The following is a 14,254-nucleotide window of genomic DNA, read 5'->3' as shown; positions in this document are numbered from 1 at the left end:
GTGCATCAAAGCCGCCCTACGGCGCACCGCAACCCTCTGACCTGTGGGCTTTCTCAAAGTCCGGGATTTCGGGAACCGCACCCGCCGGTGCGCCGCGGCCTGCTCCGACGGCGTCCGTCGGTCCTGGCCGAGCCAGCGGTCTCAGTCCTGGCCGAGCCAGAGGTCGGGGCCGAAGACCTCGTAGTGCACCGCCTCGGCGGGGACCCCGGCGCGGAGCAGGTCGCCGCGGACGGCGCGCAGGAAGGGCAGCGGGCCGCACAGGTAGGCGGTCAGGTCCGCCGGCAGGGCCAGGTCCGCGACGGTGGGGCGGCCCGGCGCGGCTTCGGGGGCGGCGTCGCCGGGCTCCTCGTACCAGAGGTGCAGCTCGGCGCCGGGGAGCGCGTCGACCAGCGCGCGCAGTTCCGCGCGGTGGGCGTGGTCGGCCGGGGTGCGGTCGCCGTGCAGGACGAGCACGCGGCGGGTGGCGCCGGTGGCGGCGAGGTGGCCGAGGATCGCCAGGACGGGCGTGGTGCCGATGCCGGCGGAGGCCAGCAGCAGCGGCCCGTCGCCTTCGGGCAGCACCACGTCGCCGAAGGGCCGGGACACGGAGAGGACGTCACCGGCGCGCGCGTGGGCGTGCAGCCAGGAGGAGACCTCGCCCGCCGGGTCGCCCGCCGCCCGCTTGACGGTGATCCGCCACTGCGCGCCGCCGGGCGCCGCGGACAGGCTGTACTGGCGGATCTGGCGCGCGCCGTCCGGCAGCGCCACCTGGACGCTGACGTACTGGCCCGGGGTGAAGGGGCCGGCGGGGCCGCCGTCGGCGGGCCGCAGGAGGAAGGAGACCGCGTCGGCCGTCTCCTCGTGCCGCTCGGTGATCTCCATGGGGCGCCAGGTGGAGCCCTCGGGCACGCCGGCCTCCTGGTAGAGGCGGGCCTCGGTGGCGATCAGGGCGTTGGCCATCAGCCAGTAGACCTCGTCCCAGGCGGCGGCCACCTCGGGGGTGACGGCGTCGCCGAGCACCTCGCCGATGGCGGCGAAAAGGTGCTGGTGGACGAGTTTGTACTGCTCGGAGGTGATGCCGAGGGAGGCGTGCTTGTGAGCTATGCGGCCGAGCAGCGCGTCGGGGCGTGCCTCCGGGCGCTCCAGGAGCAGGCCGGCGAAGGCCGCGATCGACCCGGCGAGGGCCTGCTGCTGCTCGCCGGTGGCCTGGTTCCCGCGGTTGAAGAGGTCGCGCAGCAGTTCCGGCCGGTCGGCGAAGAGCTTGCGGTAGAAGAGCTCGGTGATCTCACCGATGGCCGCGCCGACCGCGGGCAGGGTGGCACGGACGACGGGACGGGACTGTTCCGAGAGCACGGCGACTCCTTAACTTGCTTCTTAAATTCGTATTTATCTATGCGGGTGGCCGCACCACTGCGGTGGACCCGCGGAGCAGGGGACCGCGCCCGGATCACTCCGGTGGGCGGCTCGCCAGGCCGACCAGCACGGGGCCGGTCGGCGAGGAGACCAGATCGGCCACGGTGAGCGGGTCGAGGCCGGCGTAGAACGCCTCCTGCGCCGCGCGCAGCGCGCGCCGCAGCCGGCAGGCGCCGCGCAGCGGGCAGGGCGCGTCACCCTCGCAGGTCACGACCTCGCCGGGGCCCTCCAGCTCGCGCACCAGCCAGCCGACCGAGGCCCGCCGGCCGAGGCTCGTCAGCCCGAGCCCGCCGCCGCGGCCCCGGCGGGCCTCGACCACGCCGAGATGCTGGAGACGGGTGACGGCCTTCGCCGTGTGGGTGTACGGAACGTTCATCGCGTCCGCGACCTCACGCGTGGTCGGGTACGCGTCCTCTTCGACCGCCAGACGCATCACGGCACGGAGCGCCAGGTCGGTGAACTTCGTCAGCCGCACCCTTGTACGCTACCAAATACGGATATAAGAATCGCCTTAAGGGTGGGTGAGGACGAATACACCGTTTCGCCCCGCGGCGGACGTGCGGACGGCCGGAGAGAACGGGCGGCGAACGGGCGGAGAACGGGCACAGCGCCGCTCGGCAGGGCCGCCCCACCGTTGGGGACGTTGACGAACGCCCAGGTCACAGGCGTTTTTTCGGACCGGTGTGCCCCTTACGGCCCAACCCGGCGGGCCCCCGTGGCCGAGTTGGGTTGTGATGGGAGCCGTTGATGTTCCGCCCTCTGTGAGGAGAACGCTATGCGCATCCGTACCACCGCAGCCGCGGCCGTTCTGGCCACTGCCGCCATCGTCGGCGGCGCCGGCGCCGCCGCTGCCGACTCGGGCGCTCAGGGAAGCAGCAACAACTCGCCGGGTCTCCTGTCCGGCGACACCATCCAGGTACCGGTCCACGTGCCGGTCAACGTCTGCGGCACCACCGTCGACGTGGTCGCGCTGCTGAACCCCGCAAACGGGCAGTGCCACAACAAGTGACGTAACCCGGAACTCACCGCCGGTGCCGGTCCCCTCGCGGGGCCGGCACCGGCCTCATGTCCGGACCCGTCCGGTGCGCCCGCGCCCGGCCCCGTGCCGGAGCCGCACGGTCACCGCGGCACGCCGTCCCAGCGCCATTCCTTGCGCAGCGGGAGGCCCGGCAGCTCCGTACGGCCCGTGCACCACAGCAACGCGGCCCAGCGGTCCGGGACCTCGGGGGCGTCCGGGAAGAGCCGGGCCAGCGCCCGGTCGCACAGGTCCGCCGGCGGCGTCCAGCCGAGGCCCAGGCCCTCGGCGATGTCGTGCACGTGGACCAGGGTCTCGACGACCCCCATCGCCGCGAACCCCTCGGGGTCCGACACCCCGAAGACGTGGAAGGCGCGCCTGTCCGGCGGCGCCGCGCGGACGACGGCCGTCAGGATCGCGCCGCTGGCCTCCAGCAGCACGAGCAGCCCGGCCGGGCCCGCCGCGCGGTCCGCGAAGAAGGCGTTCCCCGGGCCGCCGGGCCGCGCCTGCGCCCACTGGAACGGCACGTGCGTGTCCACCGGCGGATTCTCCGGGCCCACTTGGGCCGCGTAGCAGAAGAGATCGTCGGCGAGGTGCTCGGTGGTCTCCCAGCAGTCCCATTCCAGGGTGCCGGCGGGCCCGCTCCAGTCGGCGGTGACCGCCTCGCGCAGGGTGCTGACCGCCAGCCGGACGGCCTGCTCGACATCGGCTGCGGTGACGGGACCGGTGGGTGTTCCGGGGCTGTCGGACATGCCCGGACGGTACCAACGATCACCCGTCGGGAGTACGTGTTTTACCAGCCGTCAGGTGGTGCCCGGCGCGGGCCCGGAGGAGAGTCGGACCATGGGTGAGCACGGACGGGCGGAACGCCGGTACGACGTCGTGGTCGTCGGCGGTGGCGCGGCCGGACTGAGCGGTGCGCTGGCCCTCGTACGGGCGCGCCGCTCCGTGCTGGTGCTGGACGACGGCCGGCCGCGCAACGCGATGGCCGACCGTACCCACAACTTCCTGACCCGGGACGGCACCCCGCCGGCCGAGCTGCTGGCGGCCGGGCGGGCGGAGGTGACCGCCTACGGCGGCGGAATCGAAGCGGGCGTGGTGGTGGCGGCGGAACGGTGCCCCGACGGCTTCCGCGTCTCCCTGGCGTCGGGCCCGCCGGTCGTGGCCCGCCGGCTGCTGGTGGCCACCGGCCTCGTCGACGAGCTGCCCGACGTGCCGGGACTCGCGGAGCGGTGGGGACGGGACGTGCTGCACTGTCCTTACTGCCACGGCTGGGAGGCCCGCGACCGGGCGATCGGCGTGCTGGCCACCGGGCCGCTCGCCGCCCGGCAGGCCCTGATGTGGCGCCAGTGGAGCGCGACGGTGACGCTGTTGCTGCACGGCTCGCCGGAGCCCGGCGCCGAGGAGCGCGAGCGGCTCGCCGCCCGCTCCGTCGACGTGGTGCCGGGCCGGGTGGCTGAGCTGGAGGTGGCGGACGACCGGCTGGCCGGCGTGCGGCTGGCGGACGGCCGGCGGCTTGCCTGCCGGGCCCTCGTGGTCGAGCCGCGGTTCACCGCACGCGCCGAGGCCCTCGCGGCCCTGGGGCTGGCCGCCGCGGAGGAGCGGTCGGCCGGCGAGGTGGTGGGCAGCTCGGTCGCGGCGGCGCCCTCGGGGGCCACGGACGTCCCCGGGGTCTGGGTGGCCGGCAACGTCACCTCCCTGAGCGACCAGGTGATCGGCGCCGCGGCGGCCGGCGTGCAGGCCGCCCAGGCGATCAACTCGGACCTGGTGGAGGAGGACACCCGGCGCGCGGTCGCCGCGTACCGGCGCCGCGGCTGACCGGCATCCCGGTTCCGCCGTTCGCGACCGGACGTCTACGCTCGGGACGACCACAAGATCCATACGGCCCTTCAGGGCACGGAGGGGGCGGACGATGCGCGACGACGCGCTCGTACAGGTCGGCACCGGCACGTATCTGGTGCACGGCTCGAACACCAACTGGGTGATCATGGCGGACGGCGACGCCGTGACGCTGGTGGACACCGGCTACCCCGGCGACCACGACCAGGTGGTGGCGTCGCTGGCCGCGCTGGGGCACCGGCCGTCCGCCGTGGCGGCGATCCTGATCACCCACGCGCACAGCGACCACATCGGCTCGGCCGATCGGTTCGCGCGCGAGCACAAGGTGCCGGTGCTGATGCACGCGGCGGAGGTGCCGCACGCGCGGCGCGAGTTCCTGCACCAGGTGGCGGTGGGCGACGTGCTGAAGAACGCCTGGCGGCCCGGCGTCCTCCCGTGGCTCGTGCACGCCGTACGGTCGGGCGGTCTCACGGACGTACGGATGACCGACCCGCAGCCGTTCCCGCGGGACGGTGCGCTGGACCTGCCGGGCCGTCCCGTGCCCGTGCACACGCCGGGGCACACCGGCGGGCACTGCGCGTACCACCTCCCGGACGCCGGCGTGGTGATCACCGGCGACGGGCTGGTCACCGGTCACCCCACCGCCGCGCGGCTGCGTGGCCCGCAGCTGCTCCCCCGGATGTTCGACACCGACCGCGCGCGGGCGCTGGAGTCGCTGTCGATCGTGGAGAAGCTGGACGCGGACGTCGTGCTGCCCGGGCACGGTCCGGTGCACCGGGGCGAGGCCGCGGCGGCGGCGCGCCACGCCAGGGAGCTGGCGCTGTCGGGGCGCTGACCGCGCCTTCGCGGGTCGCGCCCCCGCGGCCGTCAGCCCGCGACGCGCAGGACGAGCTTGCCGCGGGTGCGGCCCGCCTCGCCGCGGCGGTGCGCCTCGGCCGCGTGCTCCAGCGGGAGCACGTCCTCCACCTCGGCCTTCACCACGCCCCCGTCGATCAGCTCGGCGATCCGGGTGAGCGCTGCGCCGTCCGGCTCCACGAGGAAGCCGCACGCCCGCAGCCCCAGCTGGCGGGCGGTGTCCACCAGCTCGGGCGCGACGCCGGAGGGCACGGCGATCAGCAGGCCGCCGGAGCGGAGGGTGCCCAGCGACCGGGTGCTGGTGTCGTCCTTGTCGTCGCCGACCAGGTCGATGACGACGTCGACGTCGCTGACCGCCTCCTCGAACCGGACGGCGGTGTAGTCGACCAGTTCGTCCGCGCCCAGGCCGCGCAGCCAGTCGTGCTTGGCCGCGCTCGCCGTGCCGATGACATGGGCGCCCAGGTACTTGGCGAACTGCACGGCGAAGTGGCCGACGCCGCCGGCCGCCGCGTGGATCAGCACCCGCTGGCCGGCCGTCACCTGCGCCGCGTCGACCAGCGTCTGCCAGGCGGTGAGCGCGGCGAGCGGCACCGCGGCCGCGTGCTCGTGGTCCAGCAGCGCCGGCTTGCGGGCGAAGTGCCGGGAGGGGGCCGTGACGTACTCCGCGTACGCGGCGGCCTGGCGCGGGAACCACGGCATGCCGTACACCTCGTCGCCCACGGCGAGGGTGTGCACGCCGAAGCCGACCTCCTCGACCACGCCGGAGACGTCCCAGCCCACGGTGAACGGCGGATCGCCGAGCACGGCCGCCATGCCGCCGCCCTGGCGGGTCTTCCAGTCCACCGGGTTCACGCCCGCCGCGTGCACCCGTACGAGCACCTCGGTCGGCAGCGGCGCGGGCCGCGGCACCTCGGTCATCCGCAGCACGTCGGGTCCGCCGAGTGCGTCCTGGGTGATCGCGCGCATGGTGGTCTCGCCGCTCGGGGCGCTGGTCATGTCGGGCCTCCTGTGCGTGGGCGGTACGGGGCGGGTGCCGCGGAGCGCGGACGCCCGCACCGCGAAGCTACCGCCGGGAACCGGTGCCCCCGCGGAAGCCGCCCCGCGCGCCGCACCGGTACCCGTGTCCCCTTTTCCGCTTTTTCGGTTTTTCGCGTTTCCGCACACCCCTCCCGGAAACCGCTCAGTGCCGGGGGTGGCCGCCCAGGTGTTCCGGGGACGGCGCGCGCTCCAGCTCGTGGCTGAGCTGCTCCAGCTCGCTGCCGCCGGCCATCTGGCGGGTCAGCTCCTCCAGCGCGATCTCCGACTTCAGGTGGCTGCCGGCCATCGTGCCGCGCTTGAGGAGCACGAAGCGGTCGCCGACCAGGTAGGCGTGGTGCGGGTTGTGGGTGATCAGCACGACGCCGAGGCCCGCGTCCCGGGCGGCGGCCACGTACTTGAGGACCACGCCGGACTGCTTGACGCCGAGCGCCGCGGTCGGCTCGTCCAGGACGAGGACCTTCGCGCCGAAGTAGACCGCGCGGGCGATGGCCACGCACTGCCGCTCACCGCCGGAGAGCGTGCCGATCGGCTGGTCCACGTCGCGCAGGTCGATGCCCATCCGCGCCAGCTCGGACCGGGTGGTCTCGCGCATCGCGCGGGCGTCGAGGTGTTTGAAGGGGCCGAACCCCTTCGTGGGCTCGGAGCCGAGGAAGAAGTTCCGCCAGACCGGCATCAGGGGGACGACGGCGAGGTCCTGGTAGACGGTGGCGATGCCGCGGTCCAGGGCCTCGCGCGGGGAGGAGAGCCGGGCCTCCTCGCCCTCGATGGTGAAGGTGCCGGCGTCGTGCTGGTGCAGCCCCGCGATGATCTTGATGAGGGTGGACTTGCCGGCGCCGTTGTCGCCGAGCACGCAGGAGATCTCCCCCGGGTGCACCTCCAGCGAGACCCCTTCGAGGGCCTTGACGTTGCCGTAGAACTTGCTGACGTCGCTCAGCTCGACCAGTGGCGTACGGGTCTCGTCGACGGGGTCACGGTCGGTCGCGGTACTCATTTGCTCGCCTCCGCGCGCTTGCGTACCCAGGCGTTCAGCAGCGTGGCGAGCAGCAGCATCGCCCCGAGGAAGAACTTGTACCAGTCCGGGTTCCACTGGGCGTACACGATGCCCTTGCTGGTCATGCCGAAGATGAAGGCGCCGACCGCGGCGCCGATCGCCGAGCCGTAGCCGCCGGTCATCAGGCAGCCGCCGACGGCCGCCGCGATGATGTAGAGGAATTCGTTGCCGACGCCGTCGCCGGACTGGATCGCGTCGTAGGAGAACAGCAGGTGCTGACCCGAGATCCAGGCGGCGAAGGCGACGCCCATGTACAGGCCGATCTTGGTCTTGGTGACCGGGACGCCGACCGCGCGGGCCGCGTCCGCGTTGCCGCCCACCGCGAAGATCCAGTTGCCGACGCGGGTGCGCAGCAGGATCCAGGTGGCGAGCGCGATCAGCGCGATCCACCACAGGATCGTGACCTGGATGTCCACGCCGCCGATCGTGAGGTGCGAGGCGAAGAGCACCCGGGCCGACTCGAAGCCCTCCATGTCGGCGATGGACTTCGTGGAGACCGTGCCGCTGATCAGCTTGGTGAAGCCGAGGTTCAGGCCGGTCAGCATGAAGAACGTGCCGAGCGTGATGATGAAGCTGGGCAGCTTCGTACGGGTGAGGAGGAACCCGTTGAAGACGCCGATGGCGAGGGTGACCAGCAGGGACACCCCGACGCCCACCCAGGTGTTCGCCGTCATCTGGTAGCTGAACATCGAGGAGATCAGCGCCGAGCTGACGACCATCACGCCGGCCGACAGGTCGAACTCGCCGCCGATCATCAGCAGCGCGACCGGTACGGCCATGATGCCGATCGTGGAGGACGCGTACAGCACCGTCGAGAGGCTGTCCGCCTGCAGGAAGGTGTCGGCCGCGAACGAGAAGAACAGGAACACGGCGATCGCGCCGACCACCGCGCCCAGCTCGGGGCGGCCCATCAGGCGGCGGGCGAGCGAGCGGTGCACGAGGCGCTCGTCCGGGCCCTCGGTCGGCTTGGCGGGCTGCGGTTCCGCGGGTGGTGCGGCGGTGCTCATCGGGTCCCCCGCTTCGTGTATTCGGCCAGCGCGCCGGCGTCCTTCTTGGTGACCACCTGAGGTCCGGTGAGCACGGGACGGCCGCCGCCCAGGACGTCGGAGTTGTACTTGTACAGCCAGAGCAGGTCCACCGCCTGGTAGCCCTGGAGGTAGGGCTGCTGGTCGACGGCGAAGCCGAGCGAGCCGTCCTTCAGCCCGTCGGCGACCTGCGCGTTCAGGTCGAAGGTGTCGATCTCGGCGTCGCTGTTCGCCTGCTCCTTGGCCTTCACGGCGGTGGGCGCGAAGGGCGCGCCGAGGGTGACCACGGAGTCGATCTTCGGGTCGGCCTGGAGCTGGGACTCGATGGAGGACTGCACGTCGGGCATGTTGGTGCCCTCGACGTAGAGCCGCTTCAGCTTGCCCTTGAAGGTCTTCGCGGCGCCGTCGCAGCGCTGCTCGTGGCCGACGTTGCCCTGCTCGTGCAGGACGCACAGGGCCTTCTTCTTGTGCCGCTTGTTCAGCTCCTCGCCGACCGCCTCGCCGGCGATGGACTCGTCCTGGCCGATGTGGGAGAGCGCGCCGTACTTCTCGGAGACCTCGGAGCCGGAGTTCACGGTGATCACCGGGATGCCGGCCTTCTCGGCCTTGGCCAGTACGCCCTTCATGGCGTCGGGCTTGGCGAGCGTGACGATCAGCCCGTCGACCTTCTGGTCGATGTAGGACTGCACGAGCTGGGCCTGGCGGCTGCCCTCCTCGTCGTGGCCGTAGACGAACTTGATGTTGTCCTTGGCCGCGGCCTGCTTGGCACCGTTCTGCACGATGTCCCAGAAGGTGTCGCCGTCACCCGAGTGGCTGACCATGGCGAAGGTCCACTTCGGGGTGTTCACGGCCGCCCGGCCGCCGGCCACCTGGGCGTTGCGCGCCTCCTCGGCCCGCTTGCCGCCGGTGGCGCTGCAGCCCGCCAGGGCCAGGCCGAGCACCCCTGCCAGCACCGCGCCGAGCGCGCGTGCCCCTGTCCGAACCCTTGCCACGAGGTCGTGCCCTTCTCGTTGGAGCGCTGGATCGATGGGATCCCGCGGATCTCACTGTGCGTAGTCGTTCTGCGGGGCCCGACGCATCGGGCCCAACCGCCAAGTATCCGTTATGCCTGTTCGTCGCGGGGTCAGCGGGTCCCGCGAGCGGTGTACTCCGCCAGCTCGGGTACGTCCTTCCCGGTGACGACTGCGGGGCCGGTGAGCACCGGACGGCCGCCGCCCAGTACGTTCGCATTGGTCCGGTTCAGCCAGAGCAGATCGACCGCTTCGTACCCCTGGAGGTAGGGCTGCTGGTCGACGGCGAAGGTGATGTCCTTCGCCTTGAGGCCCTTCACCACGGCGGCGTTCAGGTCGAAGGTCGCCAGTTGTGCGGCACTGCCGGCCTGCTCCCTGGCCTTGATCGAGATCGCGGCCATGGGTGCGCCGAGCGTGACGATCGCGTCGATGTCCTCGTCCGACTGGAGCTTGGCCTCGATCGACGACTGGGAGGACGGTGCGTTGGCCCCGTCGACGTTCAGATTCTCGACCGTACCGCGGAATGCTTTCTGCACCCCGGCGCAACGGTCCTCCAGCGAGACGTTCCCCTGTTCGTGGACGATGCAGAGCGCCTTCTTGCGGTGGCGCGCGGTCAGCTCGTCACCGACCGCCCGGCCCGCGACGGTCTCGTCCTGGCCGATGTGGGTGAGCGCGCCGTACGCCTTGGAGAACTCGCCGCCGGAGTTGATGGTGATCACCGGTATCCCGGCCCGGACGGCCGCCTGCACCGCCGACTTCAGCGCCTGCGGCTTGGCGAGCGTCACGATCAGCCCGTCGACCTTCTGGTCCGTCATGCTGCGGACCAGCTCGGCCTGGCGCGACCCCTCCTTGTCGTTGGCGTAGAGAAATTTCACATTGTCCTTCTTCGCCGCCTGCTCGGCGCCGGTCTGGACGATGTCCCAGAAGGTGTCGCCCTCCCCGGAGTGGCTGACCATGCCGATGGTCGTGCGCGGGGTGTCCGCGGTCCTCCCCGCGGCGTCGGACGCGGCATCCTCGGCGTTCCTGCCGCCCGAGCCGCTGCAGCCGGCGGCCAGCGCGAGCGCCGCGAGCGCGGCCGCGGCGGCGCGTCCCCGCGGATGGGCCGTACGGGTCCTGCGCACGGTACGCATCGTGAACCGCCTCCGTTCCCCCGCCGCCCGATGGCGGCAGGAGGAGTTCTAGCGGCGTACGACACACCACGTCAATGGTTTGTCAGAACATCCTGACCCGCGGGCGGTGCCGCGCTCAGGCCCGCGGGCGACACCGCACCTCAGGGGCGCACCAGGAGCTGGAACTCGAAGGCGTAGCGGGAGGCGCGGTAGACGTGGGAGCCGAATTCGACGGCGCGGCCGGTGTCGTCGAAGGTCGTGCGCTGCATGGTGAGCAGCGGGGCGCCCGCCTCCTCGGCGAGCCGCTCGGCCTCGGCCGCGTCGGCGACCCGGGCGCCGACCGTCTGGCGGGCGCTGTGCAGGGTGATGCCGGCGCCGCGCATGAGCCGGTACAGGCCGGTGGTCTCCAGCTGCTCGGTCTCCAGGTCGATCAGGCCGAGCGGGAGGTGGTTGCGCAGGTGGGCCATGGGCTCGCCGTGGGTGAGCCGGAGCCGCTCGACGAGCGCGACCTCCGCGCCCTCGGCGACGCCGAGCGCGGCGGCGACCTCGGCGGTGGCCTCCGTGGTGGTGTTCAGCAGCACCTTCGTGGCGGGCTTCTGGCCGGCCGCCTCCAGGTCGTCGTAGAGGCTGCTCAGCTCCAGCGGACGCTTGACCTGGCTGTGTACGACCTGGGTGCCGATGCCCCGGCGGCGGACGAGCAGCCCCTTGTCGACCAGCGACTGGATGGCCTGCCGGACGGTCGGCCGGGACAGGCCCAGCCGGCCCGCCAGCTCGATCTCGTTGCCGAGCAGACTGCCCGGGGCCAGCTTGCCGGTCTCGATCGCGGCCTCCAGCTGCTGGGACAGCTGGAAGTACAGCGGGACCGGGCTGCTCCGGTCGACGCTGAACTGGACAGGGCTTTCGGCGCCCTCGGTGACTGCTTCTTGTTTCCCCACGTGGTTGAGGGTATCCGCCCAGGTCCATGACGGGAAGTCCAGAGGTCACATTGTCAGGACATGAAACGGAAGGCGTGCCGCTGCTCCGGCTCGGTACGGACGTCCGGCTCCGGCGTCGCGCCGCCGCCCGCCGCCCTGACGGTCATGTCCGCGTACGGACGCGCCCGGATCGTGAGAAACGGGTGGCCACAGGGGTACCGGACGGCACAATGGACGAATGCCGGAGTACGCCGAACTGCAATTGTCCGACCGCACGTTGGTCCGCCTCGCCCTCGCCCCCGTCGGGGCGCCGGCGCCCGTCGTGCCCGCCGCACGCGCGGATCTGCCCGACGGCGCCGGCACCGTCGAACCGGTGGGCCGGGGCCGGGAACGGGTGGCCGCGCTCGCCGGGGACGGGCTGCGCGCGGTCCTCAGCCCGCTCGGCCCGCTCCTCCAGGAAGTGCACGACTCCGTCGCGCACACGGAGAACCCCCCGCAGGAGCTCTCCGTCGAGTTCGGCGTGCAGATCGGGCAGGACCTCAAGCTCGGCATCGCCGGTGGCAGCGCCCAGGCCGCCATGAAGATCACCGCCAGCTGGCAGCTGCCGGGCGCGGCCCCTCAGGACGGCTGAGCGTGCGGTGGTTCGGCGCGGGCCCGGACGGGGCCGGGGAGGACGGGGCGCCGGACGAGCGGGCCGGGCTGGTCACGGTGTACGGCAGCGAGGACGGCCCGGCTGCCGGCGAGCGACCCCCGACCGCCGGCACGGCGTACGCGGCCGCCCCCCTCGGCGGCGCCGCGCTCGGCACCCAACCCGCCCCCTCCCGCGCGATTCCCCGGAGCGCCCTGCGCACCGTCGGCGCCGGCGCCTGCCTCACCCCGCGGCACGTCCTCACCTGCGCACACGTCGTCAACCTCGCGGTCGGCCGGGACAAGTTGGCGTACGCGCACCCGGGTGCGGTGGAGCTGACGGTCGGCTTCCCCGGCGCCGACGGGGTCGCCCGCTCCACCGCCCGGCTCACGCACTGGATACCGCCGCGTGCCGAGCGGTCCCCCGAGCGCCACTGCGCCGTGCCGCACGGCGCCCGGCGCTGGCGCGGCGACCTCGCCGTACTGGAGCTGACCTGCGACCCGCCGCCCGGCGTCGTACCGCTTCGCTGGGCCCCGATGGCCGGCTCCCAGCGCGTGCGCGCCCGGTACGGCACCGGCGACCCCGAGCACACCGCGTACGGCCGCGTCGCCTCCTTCGAGGACGGCATCGGCTACGTGCACGGGGGACCCACCGGCGCGGCGATCCGCGGCGGTTACAGCGGCGGCCCGGTCTGGTCGGTGGCGGAGCAGCGCGCGGTCGGTCTGGTCGCCGCCATGGTCACGCACGGCGCCGGGCCCTACGACCCCACCATGACCACCCGGCTGAGCTGGTCCTTCTCCTGGCAGGCCGTCAAGGACGAGCTGACCGCGGCGGGCGCCGACGGCCTGCTGCCGGAGTGCGCGGACCAGGTGCACCGGCAGCGCGCCCCCGACCGGCTCCGCGAGGACCTGCGCCTCCTGCTGGACCGGGCGCTGCCCGACGAGGCGCACGTCCGCAAGCACGCCACGCGCTTCGCCGAACGGTGCCTGCTGCCGCACCCCGAGGACGGCTCGCTGCCGTCCCTGGAGGAGTGGACGGAGGTGCTCCTCACCGTCGAGCGGGCGGTGCCCGCGCTCGCCGAGGTGCTCGCGCCCTACGACCCCGCGCACGCCCGCAAGCTGCGCGACCTGGCCCGCCTCACCCCGCGGCTGACCGCCCACTGGATGTCGCCGTGGGAGGAGCGGGCGCTGCTGCAGCTGCTGGACACGCTCCCCGACGACGTACGGCGGCGCGTCCCCGAAGCCACCCGCAGCGCGTTCCCGTATCCGCTGCCCGACGAGGTGGTCGACGCCACGGGCCTCAGCGACCCGAAGGTCTTCGCCGCCTACACGCGGCGCTGGGTGGCCGCGCTGGAGTGCCGGGCCGGCGACGGGCGGCAGGTCCCCGCCGGCACGCCGGGCGTACCGGCGCTGCTGCGCGCGGTGGAGTTCGTCGCGGCCCTCAGCAACCCGCTCGACCGGCGCACCGAACTGCGGCAGTGGAACGAGCGGATGGCCGCCCACCTCGGCATCGACGGCGCCACGCTGGCCGACCGGCGCGCCGACGCCGACCAGTGGGCGCAGGCCGCGGTGAGCGCCCCGCCCCGGCTGGTGGTCGAGCTGACCGGCGGCACGGGCCACGGCCGCACCCGCCGGTACGACGCGGGCTTCTGGACGGACGTGGGCGACGGGCGGCTGCAGCCGGCGGCGGGCGCGGGCGCCGACCCGCTGGCCCCGGCCGAGATCGTCAAGATCCTGCACAGGCACCTCGACCGGCTGGCCGGCGCCTCCGTCGGGCAGGCCTGGCCGACCGTCGAACTGATCGTGGAACACGGCGACCTGGAGATCGACCTGGACTCCCTGGGCGCGGCGGACGCGGGCCCGCTGCCGCCCAAGGTCGTCGGCACCCGCTACCCGATGGTGCTGCGCTGCCCCAGCATCCGGCGGCTGGCCGACAGCGACGGGGTGTGGCGGCGGCGCTGGCGGGCGCTGGGCAGGAAGAGCGCGATGCGGCTGGACGACACGCACGACGACCCGGGCCGGGTGGCCGGGCTGCTGGACGAGGACCTGGACGCGTCCGTCGTCGTGGTCGGCACCCCGCACGGCACCCGCGCCAGGACCGCCACCTGGTGCCTGGCCTGCGGGGTTCCGGTGCTGCTGTGGGACCGCGCCGAGCACGCCCCCGACGGCGTCGGCACCTTCCGGCTGGAACCGCCCTCGCGGGTGCACCGATTGCCGGAAGCGGTACGGGAGTACCGCGCCAAGGCCCGCAGCTCCCCCGACGAGCACCGGGCCCGGCCGGTCCTGGTGTGGGACGATCCGGGCCGCCCGCTGCCGCTGACCGCCCATCTGACCGACCCCTCCGAGCGAGCGGAACTGTAGGAAGCCCAGGGAGCCATG

Annotated in this window: 14 protein-coding genes; 5 read left to right on the top strand and 9 right to left on the bottom strand. The window is 73.3% G+C overall.

Features of this window, described 5'->3' with window-relative positions:
- Positions 1 to 141 precede the first annotated feature (141 nt).
- Both IF20_RS29950 and IF20_RS29945 read right to left on the bottom strand, forming a co-directional pair.
- Positions 142 to 1,332 carry a globin domain-containing protein gene (locus IF20_RS29950; protein WP_052868508.1) on the bottom strand — a complete coding sequence of 397 codons (1,191 nt, stop codon included), beginning with the start codon at positions 1,330 to 1,332 and terminating at the stop codon, positions 142 to 144.
- A gap of 94 nt (positions 1,333 to 1,426) precedes the next feature.
- Complete coding sequence (locus IF20_RS29945; protein ID WP_052868507.1) at positions 1,427 to 1,867, bottom strand: RrF2 family transcriptional regulator; 441 nt, start codon at positions 1,865 to 1,867, stop codon at positions 1,427 to 1,429.
- Between the two features lie 300 nt (positions 1,868 to 2,167).
- Between IF20_RS29945 and IF20_RS29940 the strand changes: the two genes are divergently transcribed.
- Positions 2,168 to 2,401, top strand: a complete 234-nt coding sequence (locus IF20_RS29940) for a chaplin (protein ID WP_052868506.1) — start codon at positions 2,168 to 2,170, stop codon at positions 2,399 to 2,401.
- A gap of 110 nt (positions 2,402 to 2,511) precedes the next feature.
- Here IF20_RS29940 and IF20_RS29935 read toward each other — a convergent pair whose 3' ends face one another.
- Positions 2,512 to 3,159: a maleylpyruvate isomerase N-terminal domain-containing protein gene (locus IF20_RS29935; protein ID WP_052868505.1), complete on the bottom strand. Its 648-nt coding sequence runs from the start codon at positions 3,157 to 3,159 to the stop codon at positions 2,512 to 2,514.
- Between the two features lie 91 nt (positions 3,160 to 3,250).
- Between IF20_RS29935 and IF20_RS29930 the strand changes: the two genes are divergently transcribed.
- Positions 3,251 to 4,225, top strand: a complete 975-nt coding sequence (locus tag IF20_RS29930; RefSeq protein ID WP_052868504.1) for an NAD(P)/FAD-dependent oxidoreductase — start codon at positions 3,251 to 3,253, stop codon at positions 4,223 to 4,225.
- 94 nt (positions 4,226 to 4,319) lie between these two features.
- Positions 4,320 to 5,081 (top strand): MBL fold metallo-hydrolase, encoded by a 762-nt coding sequence (locus tag IF20_RS29925; RefSeq protein ID WP_052868503.1) that lies wholly within the window; start codon positions 4,320 to 4,322, stop codon positions 5,079 to 5,081.
- A gap of 32 nt (positions 5,082 to 5,113) precedes the next feature.
- On the opposite strand, the gene IF20_RS29920 is transcribed toward IF20_RS29925, so the two are convergent.
- From IF20_RS29920 to IF20_RS29895, 6 genes are all read right to left on the bottom strand, one after another.
- Complete coding sequence (locus tag IF20_RS29920) at positions 5,114 to 6,097, bottom strand: NADP-dependent oxidoreductase (RefSeq protein ID WP_234426865.1); 984 nt, start codon at positions 6,095 to 6,097, stop codon at positions 5,114 to 5,116.
- Positions 6,098 to 6,281: 184 nt separating this feature from the next.
- Positions 6,282 to 7,130, bottom strand: a complete 849-nt coding sequence (locus IF20_RS29915) for an ATP-binding cassette domain-containing protein (RefSeq protein ID WP_052868502.1) — start codon at positions 7,128 to 7,130, stop codon at positions 6,282 to 6,284.
- Positions 7,127 to 8,197 carry an ABC transporter permease gene (locus tag IF20_RS29910; RefSeq protein WP_052868501.1) on the bottom strand — a complete coding sequence of 357 codons (1,071 nt, stop codon included), beginning with the start codon at positions 8,195 to 8,197 and terminating at the stop codon, positions 7,127 to 7,129. The genes IF20_RS29915 and IF20_RS29910 overlap by 4 nt, the downstream gene beginning before the upstream one ends.
- Positions 8,194 to 9,207 carry a sugar ABC transporter substrate-binding protein gene (locus tag IF20_RS29905; protein WP_110944665.1) on the bottom strand — a complete coding sequence of 338 codons (1,014 nt, stop codon included), beginning with the start codon at positions 9,205 to 9,207 and terminating at the stop codon, positions 8,194 to 8,196. Before IF20_RS29905 ends, IF20_RS29910 begins: the two co-directional genes overlap by 4 nt.
- 131 nt (positions 9,208 to 9,338) lie before the next feature.
- Entirely contained in the window at positions 9,339 to 10,355 is a 1,017-nt protein-coding gene (locus tag IF20_RS29900; protein ID WP_052868500.1) for a sugar ABC transporter substrate-binding protein, read from the bottom strand.
- A gap of 140 nt (positions 10,356 to 10,495) precedes the next feature.
- Positions 10,496 to 11,269 (bottom strand): GntR family transcriptional regulator, encoded by a 774-nt coding sequence (locus IF20_RS29895; protein ID WP_052868499.1) that lies wholly within the window; start codon positions 11,267 to 11,269, stop codon positions 10,496 to 10,498.
- Between the two features lie 217 nt (positions 11,270 to 11,486).
- Here IF20_RS29895 and IF20_RS39365 point away from each other — a divergent pair, with 217 nt between their 5' ends.
- Positions 11,487 to 11,879 carry a CU044_2847 family protein gene (locus IF20_RS39365; protein WP_052868498.1) on the top strand — a complete coding sequence of 131 codons (393 nt, stop codon included), beginning with the start codon at positions 11,487 to 11,489 and terminating at the stop codon, positions 11,877 to 11,879.
- 2 nt (positions 11,880 to 11,881) lie between these two features.
- Positions 11,882 to 14,236: a VMAP-C domain-containing protein gene (locus tag IF20_RS29885; RefSeq protein ID WP_052868497.1), complete on the top strand. Its 2,355-nt coding sequence runs from the start codon at positions 11,882 to 11,884 to the stop codon at positions 14,234 to 14,236.
- The last annotated feature ends 18 nt before the right edge of the window (positions 14,237 to 14,254 follow it).

Origin of the sequence: Streptomyces niger, from assembly GCF_000718305.1 — a bacterium.
Classification (GTDB): domain Bacteria; phylum Actinomycetota; class Actinomycetes; order Streptomycetales; family Streptomycetaceae; genus Streptomyces; species Streptomyces niger.
The sequence above is the reverse complement of the archived record's forward strand: the minus strand, read 5'-3'. Positions and strand labels throughout refer to the sequence as shown.